The organism is Phenylobacterium sp., from assembly GCF_037189685.1.
Lineage (GTDB): Bacteria > Pseudomonadota > Alphaproteobacteria > Caulobacterales > Caulobacteraceae > Phenylobacterium.
This window is the reverse complement of sequence record NZ_JBBCIT010000005.1, coordinates 55,495-80,791: the sequence shown is the minus strand read 5'-3', so window position 1 is coordinate 80,791 and position 25,297 is coordinate 55,495. Positions and strand designations below refer to the sequence as shown.

The window sequence follows — 25,297 nt, the reverse complement described above, 5'->3', positions numbered from 1 at the left end:
CGGGGGACCGATACAGGGCGTGACTGATATGGAGGGCCGTGCGGCGACGCACGGCCCTCTTTCAGAATTGTAACCCGAATCCGCTTGCGCGAGGGTTGGTGAACGCGCGTAACCTACGCGGCGCGCTCACGAGAGGCGCGAGGCGGAGGAGAAGCGCTCGGTGTCGCAAGGTCAGATGACGTCCGGGTCCGGACAATTGTCGCTCCCGGCCGTCATGGTCTTCGCCAGCGCCAGTATCCCCATCGCCGCCCTGGTCCTGGCGATCACGGTCCACCTGCCACGCTATTTCGCCAGCCACCTGGGCCTGTCGCTGGCGGTGGTGGGCGGCGCCTTCGCCCTCGTACGATTCGTGGACATCCCGCTGGACGCCGGCCTTGGCCTGGCGATGGACCGCACGCGGACGCGATTCGGGCGCTACCGCGTCTGGCTGGCCCTCGGCGCGCCGGTGCTGATGCTGGCCATGTACATGCTGATGATCTCGCCCGAGGGCGTGGGCCAGGGCTACCTGATCGGCTGGCTGCTGGTGATGTACGTCGGCTACTCGGGCGTCTACCTCTCGCACCTGGCCTGGGCCGGCCGCCTGGCCCCGACCTACGAGCAGCGAAACCGCGTGTTCGGCGCGATCACGGGCCTGGGGGTCATCGGCGCCATGGGCGTGCTGCTGATCCCTGTCGTCATGACCGAGTACGCGGGCGCCACCGACGCCGAAAGCGTGCGGGCCATGATCTGGTTCATCATCGGCGCCACGGCGATCACCTCGCTGCTGGTGGTCTTCGCCTCGCCCGAGGTCATTGCGAAGGACCACGGCACGACCTTCCGCCTGAAGGACTACTGGAGCCTGCTGACGCGGCCCAACATCCTGCGCCTGCTAGCGGCGGACCTGTTCGTCACCCTGGGGCCGGGCTGGATGGCCTCGATGTACCTGTTCTACTTCACCGACAGCCGGGGCTTCACGATCGCCTCGGCCAACCTGCTGCTGATGATCTACATCGCCGCGGGCTTCGCGGGCGCCCCGTTCGCCGCCTGGCTGGCCAACAGGCTCAGCAAGCACCGCGCCCTGATGGTGACGACCACCATCTATTCGCTGGGCCTGGTCACGGTGCCGTTCCTGCCCGCCGGGAACTTCTTCATCTTCGCCCCCGGCATGTTCCTGCTCGGCGCCATGGCCGCGGGCTTCACCGTCCTGATCCGCGCCATCACCGCCGACATCGCCGACGAGATCCGGCTGGAGAGCGGGCGCGAGTGGATGGGCCTGATGTACGCCATGACCACCGCCACCTCGAAGCTGGCCACGGCGGGCGCGATCTTCCTGACCTTCAACGTGCTGGCGGCCGTGGGCTACCAGGCGCAGGAGGGCGCGGCCAACACCGCGGAAGCGATCTTCGGCCTGGAGCTGGCCTACATCCTAGGCCCGATCGTGTTCGTGATGATCGCCGGCGCCTGCTTCATCGGCTACCGCCTGACCGCCGAACGCCACGCCGAGATCCGACGCCTGCTGGACGAGAAGGACGCCGCCCTGGTCGACCCGGCCGCGGCCATGGAGTCCCTGACCGGCACGGACATCGCCCACCGGGAGCTCCCGGAGAAGACCTGATCCGAAGGCATGCGGAGGCCGTCCGTCAGAGACGTCCCCGCAGGGAGGACCAACCGCTTGAACGCCCGAACCGGACGCGACGCCCGTCTGCCCCTCGCCCTCGCGCTGGCGTTCGCCGCGACCAGCCTGCCGCTCCAGGCGCTTGGCCTGGCGGTCTCGGTCCACCTGCCGGCCTACTTCGCCTCGACGATCGGGCTGGAGCTCGCGGTCGTGGGCGCGGCCTTCGGCCTCGTGCGGATGATCGACGTTCCAATCGAGCCGGCGCTGGGCCTGGCCATGGACCGCACCACCACCCGCTGGGGCCGCTACCGGTTCTGGACCCTGCTGGGGGCGCCGTTCGTGATGATCGGCCTCTTCATGCTGCTGCAGGCCGACGAGAGCGTCGGGATCGGCGGCCTGATGACCTGGCTGCTGGTGATGTACCTGGGCACCTCGATCCTGCTGCTCTCGCACGCGGCCTGGGCCTCGACACTGGCCAAGTCGTACGACGACCGGGCGCGGCTGTTCGGCGTGATGACGGCCGTGGGCGTGGTGGGCGCGGTCGGCGTGCTGCTGATCCCCATCGTGATGGAGCAGATGGGCTACACCGACGCCGAGGGCGTCCGGGCCATGATCTGGAGCCTGATCGTGCTCGCGCCCGTGGCGGTGGCCATCGTGGTCTGGCGGACGCCCGAGACGGTGATGCCCGATGCGCCGGGCGCGCGGTTCCGCCTGCGCGACTACGTGGAGCTGGTGTTCGACCGGAACATGTTCCGGATCATCGTCGCCGACCTGGCGCTGGGGATGGGCCCGGGGTGGATGGCGGCGCTCTACCTCTTCTATTCGCGCGACTACATGGGCTTCACCTCGGGCCAGGCGAACATCCTGCTGCTGCTCTACATCCTGGCCGGCATCGTGGGGGCGCCCAGCCTGGCCTGGCTGGCCACGCGGATCAGCAAGCACCGGGCGGTGATCGTGGCGGCGGTGGCCTATTCGCTGTTCGTGCTCACCCTGCCCTTTCTGCCGAAGGGCAACCTGCTGGCAGCCGCGCCGACGCTGTTCTTCACGGGCTTCATGGCCGCCAGCTTCAACGTCCTGACCCGCGCCATGACCGCCGACGTCGCCGACGAGATGCGGTTGAGGCAGGGCAAGGAGCGGGGCGGCCTGCTCTACGCCCTGACCACGCTGACCAACAAGATCGCCGCCGGGGTGGGGATCTGGCTCACCTTCCTGGTGCTGGACCAGACCGGCTACGATCCCAAGCTGGCGTCCGGCAACTCGCCCGAGTCGGTCCAGGCCCTGATGCTGGTGTTCCTGGCCGGGCCGATCGTGTTCGTCTCGCTGGGGGCGTTCAGCCTGCTGGGCTACGGCCTGACGCCCGCCCGCGCCGCCGAGACCCGGCGCCAGCTCGAGGCGCGCGAAGCGGCGCTGCTGGCCGGCGCGGGCGTGGAGAGCCTGACAGGCGAGGAGCACCCGCCGCCGCGGCAGGCCTGACGCCCGTTCCGCCGCCGAGAGGTCAGCCCACCGCCTTCGCGAGCTGGAGGAAGGCCTGCACGGCGGGGCCGTCGTCGGTGGTCGCGGCCAGAGGCCGGCCGGCGTCGCAGGCCTCGCGCAGCGCGACCTCGATGGGGATCTCGGCCAGCAGGGGGACCTTCAGCCGCTCGGCCTCGGCGCGGGCGCCGCCCGAGCCGAAGATCGGCACCTTCGCGCCCGAGCTGTCGGCGAACCAGGCCATGTTCTCGACCACGCCCAGGATCGGCGCGCCGGTCTTGTCGAACATGGTGGCGGCGCGGCGGGCGTCCACCAGGGCGATCTCCTGAGGGGTGGAGACGATGACCACGCCGTCGATCTTCAGCTTCTGGACCAGGGTGAGCTGGATGTCGCCCGTGCCGGGCGGCAGGTCGACGACCAGGACGTCCAGGGGCTCGTCCGCCGTCCCCCAGTTGGAGTTCATCAGGCTGCGCAGGGCGGACGACGCCATGGGCCCGCGCCAGATGTTGGCCGTGCCCGGCTCGACGATGAAGCCGATGGACATGACCTTCACGCCCCAGGCCTCCATCGGATTCAGGCGCTTGTCGGCGTCGAAGGTGGGATCGCCGTCCAGGCCGAACATGGTGGGCGCCGAGGGGCCATAGATGTCGGCGTCCAGCAGGCCCACGCGCTTGCCCAGCCGCGCCAGGGCGGCGGCCAGGTTCACCGAGACCGTCGACTTGCCCACCCCGCCCTTGCCGCTGGCCACGGCGATGATCCGGCGCACGTGCGGCAGGGGCTGGGCGTCGACCATCGGCTGGAGACGGGCCTGAGGGTCCTCGGCCACGCGGGCGCGTCCTCCGCCCTCCCCGCCCTGTCCCGCCGCCGGCGAGGCCCGGCGCGGCGTCACCTTGAGCTGCGGCGCCGAGGGCGCCTGGATCTCGGTGGTCAGCACCACCTGGGCCGCCTCGACGCCGTCGGTCTCGGCCAGCACTTCCTCCGCCCGGTCCCGGACGGGACGGTAGAGGTCGATGTCGGCGGGCGCGACCTCGAGCATGAAGGCGGCCCGGCCCGAGCGCAGGACCAGGCCCCGGACGAGGCCCGCGGAGGTCAGGCCCCGCCCCGATTTGGGATCGACGATGGCGTCCAGCGCCTGGAGGATCGCGGTCCGGTCGGGGACGTCGCTCATGCCGCTCTGTCTTGCCTTTATGGGGTGTGGAAACTCATATCCGGCTGACCGCGCCGGTTTACAAGCCCGCCAGGGGCTTTATGGAACAGGGTGGAATGGACTGGACAGAGGGTCCTGCTTGAGCACCGCGAAAATCGCCTGATGCCCTGGAACGACAACGCCAACCCCGGCCCATGGGGTTCGCCCTCGGGCGGAGACGACAAGCGGGAGCAACCGCGACGACCTTCCGGCGGCGGACCCCGCCGGCCGGGCGGTCCCGACTTCAACGCCGGCTTCGAGGATATCAGCCGCCGCATCCGCGACCTGCTGGGCGGCGGTGGCGGTGGTGGCGGCGGCCCGCCGAACCGACGCGTCATCGCCATCGGCGCCGGCGTGGTGGTGGCCCTGTGGGCAGCCTCGGGCTTCTATCTCGTGCAGCCCAACGAGAAGGCCGTGGTGCTGACCTTCGGCGCCTACTCCCGCACCCAGGACCCCGGCCTGCACTACCACCTGCCCGCGCCGATCGAGCGGGTGGAGAAGGTGCCGGTCACCAGCCTGAAGCGGACCGAGGTTGGCGCGGGCTCGGGCGCCGAGACGGAAGGCCTGATGCTCACCGGCGACGAGCAGATCGTCGATATCGCCTTCAGCGTGACCTGGCGCATCGCCGATCCCGCGCGCTACCTCTTCGCCACGCGGGACCCGGAATATGCGGTCAAGGCCGTCGCCGAGAGCGCCATGCGCGAGGTCGTCGGGCGCAGTGAACTGGAGAGCATCATCTCCCAGGGCCGCGGCCAGGTGCAGGTCCAGACGGCCGATGTGATCCAGCGGACCCTGACCGCCTGGGGAACCGGCGTCAGCGTCGTCGAGGTCCAGATCAGCAAGGCCACGGCGCCCGCCGACGTCGCCGCCGCGTTCCGCGACGTTCAGAGAGCCTTCCAGGACGCCGAAGCCCTGGAGAACGAGGCCAACGGGTATCGCAACCGGGTCATCAACGAAGCCAAGGGTGACGCTGCACGCATCACCCAGGCCGCCCAGGCCTATCGCGAACAGGCCGTCCGCGAGGCCGCCGGTGAGGCCGCCCGGTTCGACCAGATCTACACTGAGTATCGCCGTGCGCCGGGGGTCACCCGCGACCGGCTCTACATCGAGACCATGCAGCGCATCCTGCAGTCGTCCAACAAGGTGATCGTGGACTCCAAGGGCGCCTCGGCGCCGATCATTCTGCCGCCCGACGTCTTCCGGCCACGGGCCCAACCGGCGGCGGCGCAACCGCGGGTCGAGGCCGAACCCGTCGCCCCCGCGCAAGGGAGGGCCGCCCAATGACGCCCCGCCAGATCGCCCTGGCCGTCGTCGCCGTCGTCGTGGCCATCATGCTCGCACAGACGCTCTACGTGGTGGAACAACGCGAACAGGCCATCGTGGTCCGCCTCGGCGAACCCGTGCGCGTGGTCAACGCGAACGGCCGGCAGGCCGGGCTGCACGTCAAGGTCCCCCTGATCGAGGACGTCCGGCGGCTCGATCGGCGAAACATCGCCATCGAGACGGACCAGGAAGAGATCGTCACCGCCGGCCAGGGCCGCCTGGTCGTGGACGCCTTCCTGCGCTACCGGATCACCGATCCGCTGGAGTTCTACCGGACCCTCCGCGACGAGGCGACCGCAGCCGACCGCATCGAACGCCTGCTCAACTCCTCGCTGCGCGAGGTGCTGGGTTCGGCGACGCAGGACGACATCGTCTCGAAGCGGCGGGGGCAGATCATGCAGCAGGCCCGCGCCGACATGGCCCGTCGCGCCAAGTCGTCCGGCCTGGGCATCGAGGTGATCGATGTGCGGATCAAGCGCGCCGACTACCCCGACGCCACCCGCGAGAGTGTCTTCCGCCGCATGGCCACCGCCCGTCAGCAGGAAGCGGCCCGTATCCGCGCCGAAGGCGAACAGCGCAAGCGCGAGGTCATCGCGGGCGCCGACCGCGAGGTTTCCGTCACCCTGGCCACCGCCCGCGAGGAATCCGGTCAGATCACCGGTGAGGGCGACGCCCAGCGGACCCGGATCTTCGCCAACAGCTTCGGCAAGGATGCGTCGTTCGCGGCCTTCTTCCGCTCGATGCAGGCCTACGAGCAGAGCTTCTCGGACGGCCAGACGACGATGGTCCTGTCGCCCGACAGCGCCTTCTTCCGCTACTTCGAGCGCGGGCCGACGGCCGGGTCGCGGTAACTTCGACGTCCCTCCCGCGCGGCGGGAGGGCGCGTCAGCCCAGCCAGCCCCGCACCTCGTGCAGGTCGCGGGCGATGCGGACGCAGAGGGTGTGCATCTCCTCGGTCGGGTCCAGCATGTCGGGGACCATCACCGTCATCATGCCGGCCGCCGCGGCGGCGCGGACGCCGTTGTGGCTGTCCTCGAGCGCCAGGCAGTCGGCCGGGTCGACGCCCAGGGCGTGGGCGGCCTTCAGGAACGGCTCGGGATGCGGCTTGCCGTTCACCTGGACGTCGCGGGTGATCAGCGCGTGGAAGCGGTCCACCAGGCTGTGAGGCCCGAGGCTCGCGCGCACGCTCTCCAGGCTGGACGAGGTGGCGATGGCGCGGGGCATGCCGATGTCGTCCAGGGCGTCCAGGATTTCGGCGGCCCCCGCCTTCAGCGCGATGCCGGCGGCCAGCTCCTCGCGGAAGTGGCCGCTGACGGTGAGCGACCAGGCGTCCAGGTCGAAGCCCGCGCCGAAGTGCTCCACCAGGATCAGGTCGCTGGCCGCATGCTGGAGCCCCACCATGCGCTGGAAGGTGGCGAACGGCATCTCGCCGCCGATCAGGCCCGCGGCCCGCTGCATGGCGCGAAACACCACCGTCTCGGTGTCCACGAGCAGACCGTCCATGTCGAAGACGACGGCTTTCGGACGACGCGGAAGGGCCATGCGCCGATCTAGCCGACTCCGGACCCGAGATGAAGCCGGCCCAATCTTCTCCGGGCCCAGTCTTTTCCGGCCCTGTCCTTTTCCGGCCCTGTCTTTTCAGCCGACCTTGCCCTCGCGGACGACGGGCTACCGCGGCGCGCGCTTGGCCAGGATGCGTTGCAGCGTCCGGCGATGCATGTTCAGGCGCCGCGCCGTCTCCGAGACATTGTGGTTGCAGAGTTCGTAGACCCGCTGGATGTGCTCCCAGCGCACCCGGTCCGCGCTCATGGGATTCTCGGGCGGGGCCGGCGCATCGTCGCCCTTGGCCAGGAGGGCCCGGACCACGTCGTCGGCGTCGGCGGGCTTGGACAGGTAGTCCACCGCGCCCGCCTTCACCGCCTGCACCGCCGTCGCGATATTGCCGTAGCCGGTGAGCATGATGATCTTGGCGTCGGGGCGGGCGTCGCGCACCGCCTCCACCACCTTCAGCCCCGAGCCGTCCTCCAGGCGCATGTCCAGCACGGCGTAGGCCGGGGGCTTCGCCCGCACGGCGGCGACCGCTTCCTGGACGCTGCCGACCAGCGTCGGCTCGAAGCCGCGCTGCTCCAGGGCCCGGCCGAGGCGGGTCCTGAGCGGCGCGTCGTCGTCCAGCACCAGGAGGCTCCTGTCGGGCAGGGCGGCGACTTCGGCGGACAGGTCGGTCATGCGGGCGTCCCTTCCTCTGGCTTGCGGCAGAATGTCGCACCTGAGGCCGTTTCTGCAAGCCGTGCTGCGGGCAACTCAAACAGCCTCAACCAAAGCGCGAGGCCAACGCGCCGATACGACCGCGCCCCGTGGCTTCGCATTGTGGAACGTCACGACCGCCCCGGTTCGTTCCAGAAGGGTCTTCGAAATGAAGAATCCCAGGCCCATTCCGATGTGGCCGGTGCGCGATCCCTCGGCGCCGGGACGACTGGTCACATAGGGCTCGCCCAGCTTGGCCAGGATCTCGGGCGCGAAGCCCGGCCCGTCGTCGCGCACCTCGATGGTCACGCTGTCGGCGTCGAAGCGCGCCGACACCAGGATCTCGGAGCGGGCGAAGTCCACCGCATTCTCCACGAACGAGGTGAAGGCGTGGGTGATCTCGGGCAGGCGGCGGATGTCCGGCGTCTTCACATCCTTGGCGCCGGTGACGATGGCCTCGACGCGCACCTCCTTGCTGGCATTGGCGTGCGGCTCGATCACCTCCTGCACGAGCTGGCGCAGCGACAGCCGCTCGTGGACCTCGTCGGACGCCGCGTCGGGCGTGGCGGCCAGCCGGCGCAGGATCTCGCGGCACCGCTCGGCCTGGGCGATCAGGAGGTCGGCGTCCTCCTTGACGTTCGGCGTGGTCGCCTCGCGCGCCATTTCCTTGGCCACGATGGAGATGGTCGCCAGCGGCGTGCCCAGCTCGTGCGCCGCCGCCGCCGCCAGCGCCCCCAGGGCCGACAGCCGCTGTTCGCGGGCCAGCACCTTCTGGGTCACGTCCAGGGCCAGGGCCATGCGCGAGGCCTCGGCCACCGACTGGCGGACATAGCTGGCCACCAGGGCGATCCCGGCCACGTTGGCGAGGCCCGCCACCAGCCGGAATTCCAGCGTCAACCGTGGCTCGGGCTGGGCCGACGGGTAGGGTAGCGCCAGCACGGCGAGCAGGATCGAAGCCGCCGCCGCCAGCAGGCTGAGCGCCCAGACCGGCCGGAGCGGCAGCGTCGCGGCGGCCAGCGTGGGCGGCGCGATCAGGATCAGGATGAACGGGTTGGCGGTCCCCCCGATCAGGGCCAGCAGCGCCGACATCTGCAGGATGTCGAGCGAGAGATGGGCCATCGCCTCGCGGTCGCCCATCACCCTCTGGAGCGGCGAGGAGAGCGCCGTCAGGCCGTTCACGGCCGCCCCCACCGCCACGACCAGGGCGCAGGCCAGGTACGGCGCCTCGTGGCGCAGCCCGAAGCCCATCGCCAGCAGCAGCAGCGCCTGGCCGGCGATCACCACCCAACGCAGGGTGACCAGCGTCCGCACCCTCAGGTGTCCGCGGCGGATCTCGGCCGAGTCCCACACGTCTTGCGCGCCGGCGCCGGCGCCCTTATCGAGACGCGCGGCCTGGAGGGCGCGGTCGCTCACGCCCTCAGCCTCGTCCGGCGGCTCGGCCGCCGCCAGCAGGGAAGGCTTCCATGTCCAGGCGCATCCTGGCCCTCATCGCGGTCCTGGCGCTCGCACTCGCGGTCCTCACGGGCCTTGCCGTCCGCAGGGGGGTTCTGGGGCCAGGACCCCAGGCCGCGCTCGTGGGCGGCCCCTTCGAACTGCTCGACACCTCGGGGCGCACGGTCAACCAGGATGTGCTGAAGGGCAAGTGGAGCGTGGTGTTCTTCGGCTTCACCCACTGTCCCGACATCTGCCCGACGACCATGTTCAAGCTGGGCCAGGTTGAGCCGATGCTGGGCGCGGCGACCAAGGACTTCCAGGCTGTCCTGATCTCGGTCGATCCCGAGCGCGACACCCCCGCGCAGATGAAGCAGTACGTGGAGAACGACGCCTTCCCGAGGAATGTCGTGGGCCTCACCGGTTCGCCCGAGCAGGTGGCCGCCGCCGCCAAGGCCTATCGGGTCTTCTATCAGAAGTCCGGCGAAGGCGACGCCTACACGGTCAATCACGCCGCCTACAGCTACCTGATGAGCCCGCGCGGCCGTTACGTCTGCGTGCTTCCCTACGAGCTGACGCCCGAACAGACGGCCGAGAAGATCAGGGCCGCCATGAAACAGGGCGCCGGCGCCGAAAGCTGCTGACCTGCGGGCGGCCTGACGCAGCGGAGTCTTGCGGAGCCCGTTAACTGCCCGCATGTTATGTTGCGGCGCACAAACGCGGGGTCCGAATGCTCTACGCCCTCTATGAAGCCGGCTACTATGCCGCCTCCCCCATGCGGTGGGGCGCGCTCGCCGCGCGCGATTTCTGGAGTTCGCCGCTCAACCCGGCCGCCGAAAGCGACCTCGGGCGCAGGCTCTACGCCACCTCGGACCTGTTCGCGAACCTGACGCGCCGCTACGGCAAGCCCGACTGGATGGTCGACCAGGTGACCATCAACGGCCGCGCCGTGCGCGTCCGGCCCCAGACGGTCTGGTCGACCCCCTGGTGCAAGCTCACCCACTTCGCGCGCGACATGAGCGACCTGCGCCGCGCCGGGAAGACCGAGCTGGAGCCTGCGGTGCTGATCGCCGCGCCGCTCAGCGGCCACTACGCCACCCTGCTGCGCGGCACGGTGGAGGCCTTCCTCCAGGACCACGAGGTGTTCATCACCGAATGGACCAACGCCCGCGACGTCCCGATCGTGGAGGGTCGCTTCGACTTCCACGACTACATCGACCACATCCGCGAGATGCTGCGCCAGCTCGGCCCGCGCCCGCATGTGGTCGCGGTCTGCCAACCCGGCCCGCCCGTGCTCGCCGCCGCCGCCCTGATGGCCGAGGACAAGGAGGAGTGCCGCCCCGCCTCCATGACCTTCATGGGCTCGCCGATCGACGCGCGCCTGTCGCCGACGGTCACCAACAAGCTGGCCGAGGACCGCCCCTTCGCCTGGTTCGAGACCAACATGATCTACAACGTGCCGCCGCCCTACCTGGGCGCGGGCCGGCGCGTCTATCCGGGCTTCGTCCAGCTCGCCAGCTTCATGTCGATGAACCTCGACAAGCACCAGGAGGCGCATCGGCGCTACCTGGCCCAGCTGATGGCCGGCGACGGCGACAGCGCCGAGAAGCACCTGGAGTTCTATGACGAGTACCTCTCGGTCCTCGATCTGACCGAGGAGTTCTACCTCCAGACCATCGACGTGGTGTTCCAGCGCTACCTGCTGCCGAAGGGCGAGCTCGTCCACCACGGCCGCCGCGTGCGCCCCGAGCGGATCACCGACATCGGCCTGCTGACGGTCGAGGGCGAGAACGACGACATCTCGGGGATCGGCCAGACCCAGGCCGCCCACCGCCTCTGCCTCGGCCTGCCGGTCGAGCTGAAGGAGGACTACATCCAGCCCCACGTCGGCCACTACGGCGTCTTCAACGGCAAGCGGTTCCGCGAGGAGATCTATCCCCGGGTGCGCGCCTTCGTCCGCCGCATGGAGCACGACATCCCGCGCCTGCGCGACACGCCCCGTTCCGCCGACGTCGTGCCCATGCGGGCCAAGGGCGGGAAGGCCTGAGCCCGCCTCCCCTTCGCGAAACGCCGCCCAGCCCCTAGATTCGCCGGCGATGAGTCTGGTGCGATGAATCTCCTGGGGCGTTCCGTTCTCACGGACGGCGACCGGCTGGATGTGGACGGCGCGTCCGTGCGCCTGAAGGTGGACCGCCGCGCGCGCCGCGTCTCGCTGCGCCTGGACAGGACCCGGCGCGAGATCGTGGCCACCGCCCCCTCGATCCGCCGACTGCCCGAGGCCGCCGCCTTCGCCCGCCAGCGGGCCCAGTGGATCGCCGAGCGGCTGGCCGAACTGCCCGACGCCGCGCCGCTCGCGCCGGGCCTGCTCATCGAGGTCTTCGGCCGCCCCGTCCGGCTGGAGGCCGGCGCCGGCCGGGCGCGCTGGATCGAGCCCGCCGACGGCTCCACGCCCCGTATCGCCGCCATGGGCGAGGGCGAAGGCTACGCCCGCGCCGTCGTCCTCGTGCTCCGGAAGAAGGCGCTGGAGGTGCTGAGCGCGCGCACCGCCCACTACGCCGCCCGCCTGGGCGCGCCCATGCCGAAGGTGAGCGTCGCCGACGCCAAGAGCCGCTGGGGCTCGTGCCGCCCCGGCCTGCGGGGCGCGCCTGGCGTCATCCGCTATTCCTGGCGCCTCGCGCTCGCGCCGTTCGAGGTGGCCGACTATGTGGCCGCCCACGAATGCGCCCACCTGCTCGAGCTGAACCACGGCCCGCGTTTCTGGGCCCACGTCCGCGCCCTGGTCGGCGATGAACGCCGCCACCGCGACTGGCTCCGCGCCGAAGGCGCCCGCCTCCACGCGTTCGGACGATAGTGAAGAAGGGCTCTCAGAAGGCGGGGCTCACCCGAAGGCCTCGCGGCACGCCCGGTTCATGACCTCCGCCACGGTCTCCGGCGCATGCGGCAGCACCTGATGCCCCGCGCCTCGCACCAGGTACAACCGCACGCGCGGATGAGACTGGAGGTCCGCGCGGGTGAGGTCGTCCACGACGCTGGGGCCCGTCTCCGCGCCGGGTTCCGGCGGCCCCCCGATCAGGACATGCGCCGGCGGACCCAGCGCCGCCAACAGATGGGAGTAGTCCCGCGGCGTACTCTCCCGGGGGCCGACGCCGAAGATGTTGTCGATGAACGCGCCCTGGTTGAAACGCGGATCGCCGCGCATGGACTCGAAAGGCCCGCCCGGCGTGATGCGCAGCGGCGGCTCGATCAGCACCAGCCGCCGGATGTTGGGGGCCTTCAGCCCCATGGCCACCAGCGCCCCGGTGGAGTTCCCGGCAGCCACCACGGGGCGGTCGCCCAGCGCGGCCCGCACCGCCGCATCGAAGGCGGCGACGAACAGTCCGACGCTCTCGCCGATCAGGGGCGGCGCGTGATTCCCCGGCAGGTGCGCCCGCCAGACGTCGGCGCCGGGGATCAGGTCCTGCAGGTTGGCGACATTGTCGACGGGCGCGAAGGCGCCGCTGACGAACAGCAGGACGGGCCGGCCCGTGTCGCGCGCCCGGAACCAGACGGGTCCGAAGGGGGTCTGCGCCTCGATCCGGGTCTCCCGGCCGGCGGGCATCAGTAGACGGGTTCCTGGGTCCGTGTGCGTTCGGGCGGCGGACCGCCCCGCAGGAAGTCGGTCACCCCGTCCAGGATCTGGTCGATGGGCCCTTGCGCCTCCTCGGGCGGCGGCGGCGGCAGGCCGCCGGGGATCGGCGCCACCTTCAGCCGCGGCAGGGCGGCGGTCATGTAGTCGCGCCAGACGCCCGCCGGCACGTTGCCGCCCGTCACCCGGCGCATCGGGGTGTTGTCGTCCTTGCCGACCCATACGGCGGTCACGAAACCGCCCGTGAATCCCACGAACCAGGCGTCGCGATAGTCGCTGGTCGTGCCGGTCTTTCCGGCGAGGTCGTAGCCCGGCACCCGCGCCCGCGTCCCCGTGCCGTGGGTGACCACGCCCCGCATCATGTCCACCGTATAGGCCAGCGCCGGCTGCGGGACGACCTGCGCCCGGGGCGGCGGCGCCATGCCGTGGTCGTACAGCATCCGGCCGCTGGCGGTGCGGATACGCTCGATCCCATAGCCGCGGGCCAGGAAGCCGCCGTTCGAGAACGGCGCATAGGCCTGGGCCATCTCCAGCGGGCTCACCTCCACCGCGCCCAGCGCCATCGACGGGTCGAGCTGGATCGGAGAGGTGATCCCCAGCCGGCGCGCCGTCGCCGCCACGTTCGCCGTGCCCACCTCGTTGGCCAGCCGCGCGGCCACGGTGTTCACCGACTGCGCCAGGGCCGTCGAGATGGTGATCGGCCCCAGGTACTGGCCCGTGTAGTTGCGCGGCTCCCAGGTCCCGATCTTCACGGGCTCGTCCACCACCGGCGTATACGGCGTCCGCCCCAGCTCCATCGCCGTCAGGTAGACGAACGGCTTGAAGGCCGAGCCCGCCTGCCGCTTGGCCATGGTCGCCCGGTCGTACTGGCTCTGGAGATAGTTCACGCCCCCCACATAGGCCCGCACCCGGCCCTCGCCGTCGATCGAGACCAGGGCGCCCTGCTGCACGCCCTGGTCCTTGGCGGCGGCGACGCCCGCCTGGAGCGCGCGCTCGGCCCCGGCCTGCAGCGGCAGGTCCAGCGTGGTCTCCACCACCAGGTCCTCGGTCGGTTCGCCCACAAGGGACCGGACCTCGTCGTCCACCCAGTCGACGAAGTACTGCGCGCGCTGGTTGGCCAGCACGGGGTTGACCCTTACCTTGTTCTTGATGGCCTCGGCCCGCTCCTGCGCGGTGATGAAGCCGGCCTCCTGCATGGCGTCCAGCACCAGCGTCGCACGGCGGGCGGCGCGGTCGGTCGAGGCCATGGGCGAGTAGCGCGAAGGGCCCTTCATCAATCCGGCCAGGAGGGCGCTCTCGCCCAGGGTCAGCTCGGCCGCGGGCTTGCCGAAGTAGCGCTGCGACGCCGCCTCGATGCCGTAGGCGCCGGCGCCGAAATAGACGCGGTTCAGATAAAGTTCGAGGATCTGCTTCTTCGAGAACCGGGCCTCCAGCCAGACGGCCAGGATCAGCTCCTGCGCCTTGCGGCGATAGTTCTGGTTGGGGGTCAGGAACAGGTTGCGCGCGAGCTGCTGGGTGATGGTCGAGCCGCCGCGCAAGGGGCCGCCGTCGTCCTGGTTGCGCATGTTGTAGATCTGGCTGCGGACGATCCCCCAGGGATTGAAGCCGAAGTGCCAGTAGTACCAGCGGTCCTCGATGGCGACGAACGCCTCGGGCACGTGCTCGGGCAGCTTGTCCAGGTCGACCGGCGGGGCGTACTGGCTCCCGCGCACCGCGATCAGCGCGCCCGAGCGGTCCAGGTACGAGACCGAGGGCTGGCGCTTCACCTCGAACAGCTTCGAGGTGTCGGGCAGGTCGACCGCGAACACGGCAAAGAACGCGACGAGGAAGATGACCCCCCAGACGCCCAGAACCAGGGTCCAGTAGGCGAGGCGCTGCAGGAACGAGCGCCGGGGTCGGTCGCCATCGGGCGACTTCGTGTTGGCCATGAAGAACCGTGGTCCTGTCGTTCTGCCGCCGCCCGCGCGGCCTATAACAAAACCCTAACGAACCCCAAACAGGGTTGACGGGACATGAACGACCGGGGCATCCGACGCCCTCGCCGGACGAAACACGGCGAACTCCCGCCGTCGACGCCATCTTTGCCGCACAGCTCTGCATTTCTGCATAGCGGCATGCGCTATTTTACGGTTGCGCCCTCGATCTTAACACCGTTATCTTAGCATTGCTCAGTTCGCAGTGCGCCAAGGGAGGGGATAACCCGAGGCGATCCGACGCAGCGGGCGGGGCCGGTACTCAAATCGTTGACGCCGACATCTCCCCGAACGCTGGAGGGCTCGATGAAGCTCCAAATCCTTGCGGCCTGCGCCGCCCTCGCCACCCTGACCGCCGGCCAGGCCTTCGCCGCCGATGCGATCACCGCCAAGCTTTCCGCCCCGATCGCCGAGAAGACCAAGTTCATCGCCGGCGGCGCCATGTTCAACTGCGAAGGCGACACCTGCGTCGCCGCGGCCCCGACCTCGCAGACCTTCGCCACCGCCACCTGCAAGACCGTCGCCGACAAGGTGGGCGTGATCGCGTCCTTCGAAGGCCGCAAGGCCCTGGCCGAGGACAAGCTGGCCGCCTGCAACGCCAAGGCCGTCGCCAAGGCGAACAGCGGCGCGACCCTGGCCGCTCAATAGGCCTCACAAGTCTCCCAGCAGCTCTGTCGAGCTTCTGTCACGCCTGGGCCGCCAGCCATGCTGGCGGCCCTCTTTTTTTGGACTCGGGGGGCCGCGTTCTTCGACCTGCGGACCGCTCAGAAACCCCGGCGGCCGAGCGGCGGAGGCTCGCAGGCGAAACCGTCGCCATCACCGTCCTGCTGCGGCCTGTAGGCCGGCGATCCGGCCGGAATATTGTAGATTCCGGCGGCGTGGGCCGCCGCGCAGTTCGGGAACGGCCCGACCCGCGCCCAACGTCCCGGCAGGGGCGTCGACCATCCCTGGAGAGACATCCCGGCGCTGGGGTTCGCCTCCACGCTCGGCGTCACCAGGGCCTGCGCCCCGGCGCGCCAGCCCGGATAGAGTCGGTCCAGGCCCAGGCCGATGACCGCCAGGCACCCGATCCAATAGGCCGTCAGCAACGCCCTGCCCGCCCGCGCCAGCCGGTTGCGGCGCTCCCAGCCGCCGGCGAGGCGAAGCCGGGGGTTCAGGCGCGACAGCCGCGCCGCGGCGGCGGGCCCCTCGAGCGGGCGTTCGATCTGCGGAACGCGGGTCATGCCCCACGCTCGACGCCGCGCCCCTAACCGACACTCAACACATGGGGTTAATGCGCACATCACTCCCTTTCAGGTTGTTTTTCCGTCAGCACTCCGCCGGCAAACCCGCCTCTGGCCATCGTCGGCGAAATCGGACCAGATCGGCGCCGTCCCACCTCGCGCGAGAGGCCATCCATGCCCCATTCCCCCGAGTCCGCCACCGACCTCGATCCCGAGGCCGTCGTCGTCTCGGAGACCGGCGCAGGTCGCTTCCAGGTGGCGATCCGGGCCGCGGGGACGACCTTCGTCGCCGACGAGCCGGTCGAGGTCGGCGGCCTGGGCTCGGGGCCCAATCCCTATGACCTCCTGGCCTCCGCCCTGGGCGCCTGCACCGTCATGACCATGCGCCTCTACGCCGAGCGCAAGGGCTGGCCGCTGGAGAACGCCACCGCTCGGGTGCTGCACGCGCGCAGCGGGCTGGACGGCCGCGACCGCTTCGCCCGCGAGATCACCCTGATCGGACCCCTCGACGCCGGCCAGCGCGCCCGGCTCCTGGAGATCGCCGAACGCTGTCCCGTTCACCGAAGCCTGGAGCGCGGCGCCGAGATCATCACCATCGCCGCCCAGCCGCCGTCGCTGCACGTCCCGGCGCCGCAGGTCTTCGAGGCCGCGGGCGTGGAGATCGCAGGCGACGACCACAAGCGCGACATGGACGAGGCGTGCTGCGACTGACCCGCGGCGGCGCCCGAGAGGCTCGCGCCCTCAGCGTCCGAGGGCGCTGCCGCCCTCGACGTAGAGCACCTGCCCCGTCGTGTAGCCGGCGCGCATCAGATAGAGATAGGCCTCGGCCGCTTCGGTCGGCTCGCCGATCCGCGGCAGGAGCTGGTGCGAGGTCAGGCGCGCGAACTCGGCCGCGCGCTCGCCCTCGGGAATCCGGTCCCAGACGCCCGTCCGGATCAGTCCGGGGCAGACGCAGTTCACCCGCACCGGCGCCAACTCCACCGCCAGGCCGCGTGTCAGATGCTCGACCGCCCCGGCCATCGCCGTCGAGACCGCCGAGCCCTTGGTCGGGCGTTGCGCGATCATCCCGTCGGTCAGGGTCAGCGAGCCGCCGGGCGCCAGGCTCGGCGCGGCGTGCTTGGCCACCGCCAGCGCCCCCCAGAAGCGCACGCGGAACAGGGCGGCCGCCGCGTTGAGGTCGAGATCCGCCAGGGGGCCGCGCCGCGGCCCGCCCCAGTCGCCCGCCGTGAACGCGATGTGGTCGAAGGCCTCGGCCCGGCCCGCGAAGAACGCCGCCACCGCCGCCTCGTCGGTCACGTCCAGCACGGCCGCCTGCGCACCCCCGCCCAACCGGTCGGCGGCGCCGCGCACCTTGTCCGCATGGCTGGACGCCACGGTCACCTGCGCCCCGTCCTTCAGGGCCGCCTCGGCCACGGCGTAGCCGATCCCCGATCCGCCGCCGATCACCAGCACCCGCTTGCCGCCCAACGTCATCGCCGCCTCCTGCCCCATCTCGTTCCGCGTTGTCTGGCCGGAATGGCGCGCCGCCGACGCGATGGGAGTCAAGCGTCGGGAGTCGAGCGTCGTCGGGCTTGCCCCGCCGACGCCCGCCGCCCAACATCGTCCGGTCATGCCGACCTACCGCGCCCCCGGCGTCTTCGTCGAAGAAACCTCCTTCCGGACCCGGACGGTCACGCCCGCGCCCAGCGGCGTGACCGCCTTCGTCGGCCCAACCCTCGCCGCGCCCGACGATCCCCAGGCCCTGCCGGCGCTGCGGTCGTTCACCGACTTCGAGCGCCACTACGGCGACGCCTCCGACCTCGCCGGACCGGACGGGCCCGTCACCAACTATCTCGCCCACGCCGCCCGCGCCTTCTTCGACAACGGCGGCGGGGTGCTGCACGTGGCGCCCGTCGCACCCGGCGACACGTCCGCCCAGGCCTGCGAAGCGGCGCTGGCCCGCCTCGACGCCGAGCCCGACATCGAACTGGTCGCCGCGCCCGCCGCCGCGGCGGGGCCGGACGACACGCCGCATCGGATCGCCAGCGCCCTGGTCGCCCACGTCGAGGCGGCCGGCCGCCACCGCTTCGCCGTCCTCGACCCGCCGCCCGGCCTCTCGATCGCCCAGGTCCGCGCCTTCCGCGCGCCCTACGACAGCCGGCGCGCCGCGCTCTACTATCCGTGGGTCGAGATCGCCGCCCCCGCGCCCCCCGGGGAAGCCCAGGGACAGGGCGAGATCCAGGGACAGGCCGCGCCGTCCGGACGCCTGGCCCTGCCGCCGTCGGGATTCGTCTGCGGCGCCTACGCCGCCACCGATGTCGAGCGCGGGCTGTGGATCGCGCCGGCCAACCGCGTGGCCAAGGGGGTCACGGGCCTCCAGGCCGAGGTGAACGCCGACGGGCAGGACCTGCTGAACCCGCTGGGAGTCAACTGCATCCGGCGCCTGTCCGGCCGCGGCATCCGCATCTGGGGCGCGCGCACCCTGAGTTCCGACCCCGAGTTCAGGTACGTCAACGTCCGCCGCCTGGTCGCCCATGTGGAGGCGTCGCTGGCCCGCAACCTCGCCTGGACGGCGATCGAGCCCAGCGCGCCCGCGCTGTGGACCAACGTCGCCGCGATGACCCGGGACTTCCTCGTCGAGCTCTGGCGCGCCGGCGCCCTGCACGGCGACTCCCCGGACAAGGCCTTCTTCGTCCGCTGCGGCTCCGACACCATGAGCCCCGCTGACGTCGCCGACGGGCGGCTGGTCGTCAGCCTGGGCCTCGCCGTCGTCCGGCCGGCCGAGTTCATCGTCCTGCGGATCGTCGCCGCGGCTCAGCCGGCAGGGCCGCCCGCCGGCCGTGTCGCGGGTCCCCCTACCGGCCCTGCGCCTTCCGGATCTCGAGGACGACGGCAGCGTTGAAGGCGCGGTAGGCGTCCCGGACCAGCGCGGTCCAGGCCGCCGGGTCCGCGATCACCGCGTCGCCGCGGGCCGTGTCCTGTTCGATGTAGTAGGGGTTGGTGACGCTGGTCACCGACAGCGCCCGCACCGCCCCTTCACCCGTGGCCAGGGTTCCGAACGGCGCCGGCGTGGTCAGGTCCTTGGTCATCCGCATCATGCCCGGCGTCGAGGCGCGGCCGTTGTTCATGCTGGTCGACAGGGCGGCCATGCTCACACCCATCAGCCCGAACTGCAGCTTGTTCGACACGCTCGCGCTCTCGCGGCCCATGAAGTCGCGCCCCGCCGCCGCATCGGTCCTGGCGAAATCGATCACCAGCGAGGGCATCACCAGGATCGACTGTTGCGACCGGGCCATCGTTCCCAGCCGGCCCTGCACCGCCAGCGCGCCCATGCCCGCGAAGCCCGTGGGGTTCCCGGGCGCATGCAGCCCCTTGATCATCGGCGCCCGTTCCGCGCCATAGGCCGCGTAGGCCTTCTTCACGCCCGCCCCGATGGTGATTCCCGCGCCGATCCGGGTGACCTCGGCGTTGCCGGGCGTGAGGTCCGCCCCCGAGGCCGCCAGGGCCGCCCGGGTCTCGGCCTCCGGGACGACCGGCACGCCCGCCGCGGTGAGTTGCGTCACGAGGTCGGCATAGGCCTCGTCGGCCAGGCCGCGCATCGTCTCGGCGCTGATCCCCGTCAGGGTCGTGGTCAGGCGCGACTTGGCCAGCACGCCGCCCGAGGCCGTCCCCTGCTGCTGGGTGAAGAACGTGATCTGGTAGCTGGGCACGGCCACCGGCCCGCCCCGAAGGTTCTGGCCCGAGAAGCCCGACAGCTTCACCGGGAAATTCGCCTGCGCCGCCGCCGGCTGCGCCGCCGCCAACGCCAGGGCCGCGGCGACCGCCGCCCACACACGCCTCATGTCCATTCTATCGAGCCCCCATGCTGACGGGGACATAGAAATCACCGCCCGGGGCCGGCGCCCTCCCCCGATCAGGGGGCCGGCGGGGCTGTCCACGTCCGCTTCTGACGCAGGCCGGCGCCAGCCTGGCCCGACGCCCGCCTACAACCCCGCCGCCGTCGCCCCCGCATCCCGCCTGCGCGACGCGCCGGGTCCGGCCGGCCTTTTACGGCCCGTTCACGCCCTCCCCGCCATGGTCGCCATGCGTGTGAAAACCAATAGACACGCGCATAGGGGGAAATCCATGACCGGCGTCGAAGTCGTGCTGGTGGTCAACATCGCGGTGGGCAGCCTCTTCGCCGCCGGCTACGCGATCATCGCCGCCGGCAACGCCTCCCAGCGCGCGGCGCTGTGGTTCGCCCTCAGCTACATGATCGGCATGCTGGCGCCGGTCAGCGACATCCTGGGCCCGGTCCTCGGCGCCTCCGAGCTGGGCGAGGTGCTCAGCTACTCGGCCTTCCTGCTGGCCTCGCTGTCCATTTCCGCCAGCCTCGCCATCTTCCACCGCCGCCGCCCGCCCTGGGCCGCCATCCTCGCGATCCTGGTCTACGGCCTGGGCGTCCGCGCCTGGATCTGGGAGCACGAGCGCGACACGGCCTCCTACGGCTTCGCCTATCAGTCGGCCTATGTCCTGGCCTCGCTCCTGGCCGCCCGCACCACCCTCTCCATCGACCGGCGCGGACCCCTGCACCTGGCGCTCGCCGCCGTCTTCTTCGTGATCTCGGCCCACTTCCTGCTGAAGCCCTTCGCCGCCATGACCTTCGGCTCGGGCCGCACGTTCGCCGACTACACCAAGACCACCTACGCCATGATCTCCCAGTCCAGCTCGGGCATCCTGCTGGTGGCCGCCGGCCTCCTGCTGCTGCTGATCGTGGCCCAGAAGGCGATCGCCGAGTCCCAGCTCGCCTCCGAGACCGATCCCCTGTCGGGCCTCGCCAACCGCCGCGGCTTCGACCGCCGGGCCGAGGCCGCGCTGGCCCGCGCCCGGCGCACCGGCCTGCCGATGGCGGTGGCCCTGTTCGACCTCGACCGCTTCAAGCGGGTCAACGACACCTTCGGCCACGCCACGGGCGACGGGGTGATCGCCGGCTTCGCCGCCGTCCTGCGCGACACCGCCCCCGGCGCCGCCATCACCGCCCGCCAGGGCGGCGAGGAGTTCGTCATGCTGATCGAGGGCGCCACCGCCGGAACCGCCTGGCTCGCCGCCGAGGCCGTCCGCATCCGCACCGCACTCGGCCTGGGCGAGGGCCTGCCGGCCATGACCGTCAGCGCCGGCGTCGCCCAGCTCCGCCCCGGCGAAAGCCTCTCCGACCTGCTGCGCCGCGCCGACCAGGCCACCTACGACGCCAAGCACGCCGGCCGCGACCGCATCTGCCTCGCCCCCGAGGCTCCCTCGCCCGCGGCGGTCCGCCTGGCGAGCTAGGCGGCGGGCCAGCATCCCCGCAGACGCGCCGACACAGGCCCTCCTCCCCCGATCAAGGGGAGGACGCCGTCCGGCGCGGCGGAAGGGGGCGCAAGGGGCGGCGGATAGCGGCCCGCGGGCGAGAGGCGATATGTAGAGCGTGGGTCTGCGCCGACACTGGACGTTGGCGTCGGTCCGGAATCGGACATCCAGCGTTCGCTGGACGGCTTGACGGCGCCCTCTTCGATGTGCGCGTGCTCCATCGCCGTCCGGAGGATGCTTTCTGCTGGCGAGGCTTTGTCATCTGGACTGGCCAGACGGCCTTCCGAAAGGATGCGACAGTTTGCGCATCTCCCTTCAAGGTCGGGCGGCGTCTCTGCATCGCGCGCTGGCGGTCGTCGCGGCCAGTCTGTTGATCGGCGCCTGGGCGCCCGTCCCGGCGCAGGTCGAGGCGCTGTCGAAGGTCTACCTCGAAGCCCGCGCCGCCGGGCGGTGGGACGACGCCGAGCGCGCCATGCGCCAGGCGCTGGCCTACGAGGAGCGGGCCTATGGCGCGAGCGATCCCCGGGTGGCCGTGTCGCTCAGCCTGATCGCCGACGTGGTCGGGGAAGCCGGACGCTACGATGAGGCTGAACGGCTGCTGCGCCGCGCGCTGGAGATCCGCCGGGCGAAGCTCGGCGAGCACGACGCCTCGACGGCGCTGAGCTACAGCAATCTCGCCTACGTGCTGGACGGCCAGGGACGCTACGCCGAGGCCGAGCCCCTGCTCCGGCGCGCACTGGAAATCAGTCGGGCGACGCTGGGCGAGCACGACGCCGCGACCGCGACCAACTACAACAATCTGGCGGCCAACCAGAGCGCCCAGGGCAAGGCCGCCGAGGCCGAGGCCCTCTATCGCAAGGCCCTGGAGGTTCGCCTGGCGGCGCAGGGCGAGCACGCGCCCGAGACGGCCACCGCCTTCGCCAACCTGGCCTCGGTCGTCAATGCACAGGGCCGCCACGCCGAAGCCGAGCCGCTGTTCGCCAAGGCCCTGAAGGTTCGCCGCGCCGCGCCCGAGCCCCGCGAACTGGGCGTCGCGACCGGCCTCAACGACCTGGCCTTCAATCTCGCCGACCAGGGACGCTTCGCCGAAGCCCAGCCGCTGCTCACCGAGGCCCTCGAGATCCGCGTGGCGGTGTTGGGGGACCGTCACCCGGACACCGCCGCCAGCCGCAACAACCTCGCCGCCAACCTCAACGCCCAGGGCCGGTACGCCGAGGCCGAGCCCCTGCTGCGCGGTGCGCTCGAGGTGTTTCAGGCCGCGCTCGGCGCGCAACATCCCACCACGGCCTTCGGCGCCAACAACCTCGCGGTCAACCTGAACGCCCAGGGGCGATACGGGGAAGCCGAGCCGTTCTACCGCAAGGCGTTGGAGATCCGGCGGGCGGCGCTGGGCGAAGCGCATCCGACCACCGCCAGCAGCTACAACAACGTCGCGGTGAACCTCCAGGACCAGGGGCGCTTCGCCGAAGCCGAGCCGCTGCTCGACAAGGCGCTCGCGATCCGTCAGGCCGCCCTCGGCGACGACCATCCGGAAACCGCGCGCAGCTACGGCAATCTGGCGGCCGTCCTCAACGCGCAGGGACGGTACACCGAGGCCGAGCCGCTGTTCCGAAAGGCGCTGCAGATCCGCAGGGCCGCGCTGGGCGAGCCGCACCCGCTGACGGCGGCCAGCGAAGACAGTCTGGCCGCGAATCTGGACGACCAGGGCCGTATTGCCGAGGCCGAATCGCTCTATCGCCAGGCGCTGGCGGGCCGACGCGAGGCTCTGGGCGACCGGCACCCGCTGACGGCGACCAGCCTGAACAACCTTGCCTACAACCTCGACTCCCAACGCCGCTATGCCGAGGCCGAGCCGCTCTATCGCCAGGCGCTCGAGATCCGGACCGCAGAACTGGGCGCGCGCCACCCGCACACGGCCACCAGCATCAACAATCTGGCCGCGGTTCTGGAAAGCCAGGGGCGGCTCCAAGAGGCCGAGGCGCTGTACCGGCAGGCGCTGGACGTCCGGCTGGGCGCCCTGGGCGCGGAGCACCCGGACACGGCGGTGGGCTACGCCAACCTGGCGTTCAATCTCAACGCCCAGGCCCGCTACGCGCAGGCCGAACCCTATGCCGCCCGCGCGGCCGCCTCGACGCGGCGGCTGAGGCTTCGCGAGCGCGGCGTGGCGAGCGACCGGGGCGACGAAGGCGCCGTCCGCGTCGGCGACAGCGCCTCTTTCCGCATCTACCTGGCGGCCGCCGCCGGCCTGGCGGAAGCCGCCCCGCGCAACCTTGCCGCCGTGCGCGGCAAGGCCTTCCTGGCCGCGCAGGACCTGGACCAGTCCGCCGCGGGCGAAGCGCTGGCGCAGGCGGCGGCGCGGGTGGCCGCCGGCAGGGCGGGGCTCGCCGACGTCGTGCGGCGGCGACAGAACCTCTCGGTCATCGTACGGGGCGACGACACCCGGCTGCTCGCCGCCCTGGGCCAGGACGACGCCGCCAACATCTCCGCGATGCGCCAGGCCCTGGCCCGGTCCACCCAGGAACTGCTGGAGCTTCAGGCCGAGATCCGCGCGCGCTTTCCACGCTACGCCGAACTGGTCTCGCCCGAGGCCTTGGGCATCCAGGCCGTGCAGGCGCGGCTCGGCCCCGGCGAAGGTCTCCTGCTCGTCGTCCCCTCGAACGCGGACCTGCATGTCTTCGCCGTGAGCCGGTCGAGGGTCGCCTGGCGGCGCGTGGCGGGCGGCGCCGGGAGCGTGGCCGCCGCCGTGTCGACGCTGCGCTGCCAGACCGATCCGGATACGTGCCAGGCGCCGCCGCGCGCCGCGGAGGATGGCGACGACGACCTGCCTGGCTTCGACCACCACGCCGCCTACGGCCTCTATCGCGACCTTGTGCGGCCGGTGGAGGCCGCGCTGGCCGGCGTCCGGACGCTCTACGTGGTCTCGACGGGTCCACTGAGCGGACTGCCGCTCGGTGTGCTCCAGACCGCGCCGCCCCCATCGGGCGCCCGGGGTGCGCGTGCGCTGGCCGACGCGCCCTGGCTCGCCGATCGCTACGCCCTGGTCACCCTGCCCTCCGTCTCCAGCCTGCGCGCATTGAGCGCCGCCAGGCCCGACCCTGGTCGCCACCCGCTCGCGGCCTACGGCGACCCGGTGCTGTCCGGCTACGAGGCGCCTGGCGCCACGCGCGGCGCGTTGCGGGCGTTCCGCGGGCTCAGCGCGGAAGGCGCCGCCCTGGCCGATCCGACCGTCCTGCGCCAGGGGCTGGCCGCCCTGCCGGGCACGCGCGTCGAACTGCAGGCCATGGCCCGGGCGTTGGGCGCGCCCGCCTCGGCGCTCCACATGGGGCCGCAGGCGACCGAGGCGGCGGTGAAGGCGTCCCCCGATCTGGCGCAGGCCCAGGTCGTGATCTTCGCCACCCACGGCCTCCTGCCCCGCACGCTGGAAGGCCTCGAGGAGCCCGGACTCGTCCTCACGCCGCCCGCCGTGCCGACCGCCCAGGACGACGGCCTGCTCACGGCGTCGGAAGCGGCGCGCCTGCGGCTGTCGGCGGACTGGGTCATCCTGTCGGCCTGCAACACCGCAGCCGCCGACGGGACGCCGGGGGCCGAGAGCCTGTCCGGACTGGCCAAGGCGTTCCTCTATGCCGGCGCGAGCGCGCTGATGGTCTCCCACTGGCAGGTCGGCGACGACGTCACCGCGGCCCTGACCGTCCAGACCATCGCCCTGCAGCGCGCCGACCCGAGCCTCTCGAAGGCCCAGGCGCTGCAGGCCGCCATGCGCGCCGTCCGGACCGGTCGATCGCGCGATGGCCGGCCCCTGCCGGGCTGGTCTCCCATCTGGGCTCATCCCGGCTCGTGGGCGCCGTTCGTGCTGGTCAGCGCCGGGGACTGAGCGGGCCGGACCGTCCCACGAGCGGCCGCCGCAGGAAGGCCACCAACGCCAGA

Annotated in this window: 21 protein-coding genes; 12 read left to right on the top strand and 9 right to left on the bottom strand. The window is 71.6% G+C overall.

What is annotated here, in order from left to right; all coding sequences use genetic code 11:
• Positions 1 to 160 precede the first annotated feature (160 nt).
• Both WG212_RS03030 and WG212_RS03025 read left to right on the top strand, forming a co-directional pair.
• On the top strand, positions 161 to 1,594 hold the full coding sequence (locus WG212_RS03030) for an MFS transporter (RefSeq protein WP_337185587.1): 1,434 nt from the start codon (positions 161 to 163) through the stop codon (positions 1,592 to 1,594).
• A gap of 57 nt (positions 1,595 to 1,651) precedes the next feature.
• Positions 1,652 to 3,067, top strand: a complete 1,416-nt coding sequence (locus WG212_RS03025; RefSeq protein ID WP_337185586.1) for an MFS transporter — start codon at positions 1,652 to 1,654, stop codon at positions 3,065 to 3,067.
• Between the two features lie 22 nt (positions 3,068 to 3,089).
• Here WG212_RS03025 and WG212_RS03020 read toward each other — a convergent pair whose 3' ends face one another.
• Entirely contained in the window at positions 3,090 to 4,232 is a 1,143-nt protein-coding gene (locus tag WG212_RS03020) for an Mrp/NBP35 family ATP-binding protein (protein ID WP_337185585.1), read from the bottom strand.
• A gap of 141 nt (positions 4,233 to 4,373) precedes the next feature.
• On the opposite strand from WG212_RS03020, the gene hflK reads away from it, so the two are divergent.
• Together hflK and WG212_RS03010 are read left to right on the top strand one after the other, a co-directional pair.
• Positions 4,374 to 5,534, top strand: coding sequence for an FtsH protease activity modulator HflK (gene hflK / locus WG212_RS03015; RefSeq protein WP_337185584.1), 1,161 nt, complete (start codon positions 4,374 to 4,376; stop codon positions 5,532 to 5,534).
• A complete protein-coding gene (locus WG212_RS03010; RefSeq protein WP_337185583.1) occupies positions 5,531 to 6,424 on the top strand; it encodes a protease modulator HflC in 894 nt (297 codons plus the stop codon). Before hflK ends, WG212_RS03010 begins: the two co-directional genes overlap by 4 nt.
• Positions 6,425 to 6,458: 34 nt before the next feature.
• Here the strand turns inward: WG212_RS03010 and WG212_RS03005 are convergent, their stop codons facing one another.
• From WG212_RS03005 to WG212_RS02995, 3 genes are all read right to left on the bottom strand, one after another.
• Positions 6,459 to 7,115 (bottom strand): HAD family phosphatase, encoded by a 657-nt coding sequence (locus WG212_RS03005; protein ID WP_337185582.1) that lies wholly within the window; start codon positions 7,113 to 7,115, stop codon positions 6,459 to 6,461.
• A gap of 126 nt (positions 7,116 to 7,241) precedes the next feature.
• Positions 7,242 to 7,799 (bottom strand): ActR/PrrA/RegA family redox response regulator transcription factor, encoded by a 558-nt coding sequence (locus WG212_RS03000; protein WP_337185581.1) that lies wholly within the window; start codon positions 7,797 to 7,799, stop codon positions 7,242 to 7,244.
• Positions 7,800 to 7,874: 75 nt separating this feature from the next.
• On the bottom strand, positions 7,875 to 9,230 hold the full coding sequence (locus WG212_RS02995; protein ID WP_337185580.1) for an ActS/PrrB/RegB family redox-sensitive histidine kinase: 1,356 nt from the start codon (positions 9,228 to 9,230) through the stop codon (positions 7,875 to 7,877).
• Positions 9,231 to 9,280: 50 nt separating this feature from the next.
• Between WG212_RS02995 and WG212_RS02990 the strand changes: the two genes are divergently transcribed.
• The 3 genes from WG212_RS02990 (at position 9,281) to WG212_RS02980 (ending at position 12,099) form a co-directional block, all read left to right on the top strand.
• Positions 9,281 to 9,892: an SCO family protein gene (locus WG212_RS02990; protein WP_337185579.1), complete on the top strand. Its 612-nt coding sequence runs from the start codon at positions 9,281 to 9,283 to the stop codon at positions 9,890 to 9,892.
• An 86-nt stretch (positions 9,893 to 9,978) separates the two neighbouring features.
• Positions 9,979 to 11,295 (top strand): polyhydroxyalkanoate depolymerase, encoded by a 1,317-nt coding sequence (phaZ, locus tag WG212_RS02985; protein WP_337185578.1) that lies wholly within the window; start codon positions 9,979 to 9,981, stop codon positions 11,293 to 11,295.
• Between the two features lie 63 nt (positions 11,296 to 11,358).
• On the top strand, positions 11,359 to 12,099 hold the full coding sequence (locus WG212_RS02980) for a SprT family zinc-dependent metalloprotease (protein WP_337185577.1): 741 nt from the start codon (positions 11,359 to 11,361) through the stop codon (positions 12,097 to 12,099).
• 27 nt (positions 12,100 to 12,126) lie between these two features.
• Here the strand turns inward: WG212_RS02980 and WG212_RS02975 are convergent, their stop codons facing one another.
• The gene (locus tag WG212_RS02975) at positions 12,127 to 12,846 is read right to left on the bottom strand and encodes an alpha/beta hydrolase (RefSeq protein ID WP_337185576.1); all 720 of its coding nucleotides are present in this window, start codon (positions 12,844 to 12,846) and stop codon (positions 12,127 to 12,129) included.
• Positions 12,846 to 14,801, bottom strand: a complete 1,956-nt coding sequence (locus WG212_RS02970; protein ID WP_337185575.1) for a penicillin-binding protein 1A — start codon at positions 14,799 to 14,801, stop codon at positions 12,846 to 12,848. The genes WG212_RS02975 and WG212_RS02970 overlap by 1 nt, the downstream gene beginning before the upstream one ends.
• Positions 14,802 to 15,152: 351 nt before the next feature.
• Here WG212_RS02970 and WG212_RS02965 point away from each other — a divergent pair, with 351 nt between their 5' ends.
• Positions 15,153 to 15,494, top strand: a complete 342-nt coding sequence (locus tag WG212_RS02965) for a hypothetical protein (RefSeq protein ID WP_337185574.1) — start codon at positions 15,153 to 15,155, stop codon at positions 15,492 to 15,494.
• A gap of 116 nt (positions 15,495 to 15,610) precedes the next feature.
• Here the strand turns inward: WG212_RS02965 and WG212_RS02960 are convergent, their stop codons facing one another.
• Positions 15,611 to 16,069 carry an excalibur calcium-binding domain-containing protein gene (locus tag WG212_RS02960; RefSeq protein ID WP_337185573.1) on the bottom strand — a complete coding sequence of 153 codons (459 nt, stop codon included), beginning with the start codon at positions 16,067 to 16,069 and terminating at the stop codon, positions 15,611 to 15,613.
• Between the two features lie 174 nt (positions 16,070 to 16,243).
• Here WG212_RS02960 and WG212_RS02955 point away from each other — a divergent pair, with 174 nt between their 5' ends.
• Entirely contained in the window at positions 16,244 to 16,780 is a 537-nt protein-coding gene (locus tag WG212_RS02955; protein WP_337185572.1) for an OsmC family protein, read from the top strand.
• Between the two features lie 30 nt (positions 16,781 to 16,810).
• On the opposite strand, the gene WG212_RS02950 is transcribed toward WG212_RS02955, so the two are convergent.
• On the bottom strand, positions 16,811 to 17,542 hold the full coding sequence (locus WG212_RS02950; RefSeq protein WP_337185571.1) for an SDR family oxidoreductase: 732 nt from the start codon (positions 17,540 to 17,542) through the stop codon (positions 16,811 to 16,813).
• A gap of 136 nt (positions 17,543 to 17,678) precedes the next feature.
• Between WG212_RS02950 and WG212_RS02945 the strand changes: the two genes are divergently transcribed.
• Complete coding sequence (locus WG212_RS02945; protein ID WP_337185570.1) at positions 17,679 to 18,950, top strand: phage tail sheath subtilisin-like domain-containing protein; 1,272 nt, start codon at positions 17,679 to 17,681, stop codon at positions 18,948 to 18,950.
• Here the strand turns inward: WG212_RS02945 and WG212_RS02940 are convergent.
• Positions 18,904 to 19,896 (bottom strand): hypothetical protein, encoded by a 993-nt coding sequence (locus WG212_RS02940; RefSeq protein WP_337185569.1) that lies wholly within the window; start codon positions 19,894 to 19,896, stop codon positions 18,904 to 18,906. The two genes, WG212_RS02945 and WG212_RS02940, sit on opposite strands and share 47 nt — an antisense overlap.
• 277 nt (positions 19,897 to 20,173) lie before the next feature.
• On the opposite strand from WG212_RS02940, the gene WG212_RS02935 reads away from it, so the two are divergent.
• Both WG212_RS02935 and WG212_RS02930 read left to right on the top strand, forming a co-directional pair.
• Positions 20,174 to 21,352: a GGDEF domain-containing protein gene (locus WG212_RS02935; protein WP_337185568.1), complete on the top strand. Its 1,179-nt coding sequence runs from the start codon at positions 20,174 to 20,176 to the stop codon at positions 21,350 to 21,352.
• A 322-nt stretch (positions 21,353 to 21,674) separates the two neighbouring features.
• Positions 21,675 to 25,244, top strand: coding sequence for a CHAT domain-containing tetratricopeptide repeat protein (locus tag WG212_RS02930; RefSeq protein ID WP_337185567.1), 3,570 nt, complete (start codon positions 21,675 to 21,677; stop codon positions 25,242 to 25,244).
• Positions 25,245 to 25,297: the final 53 nt, after the last annotated feature.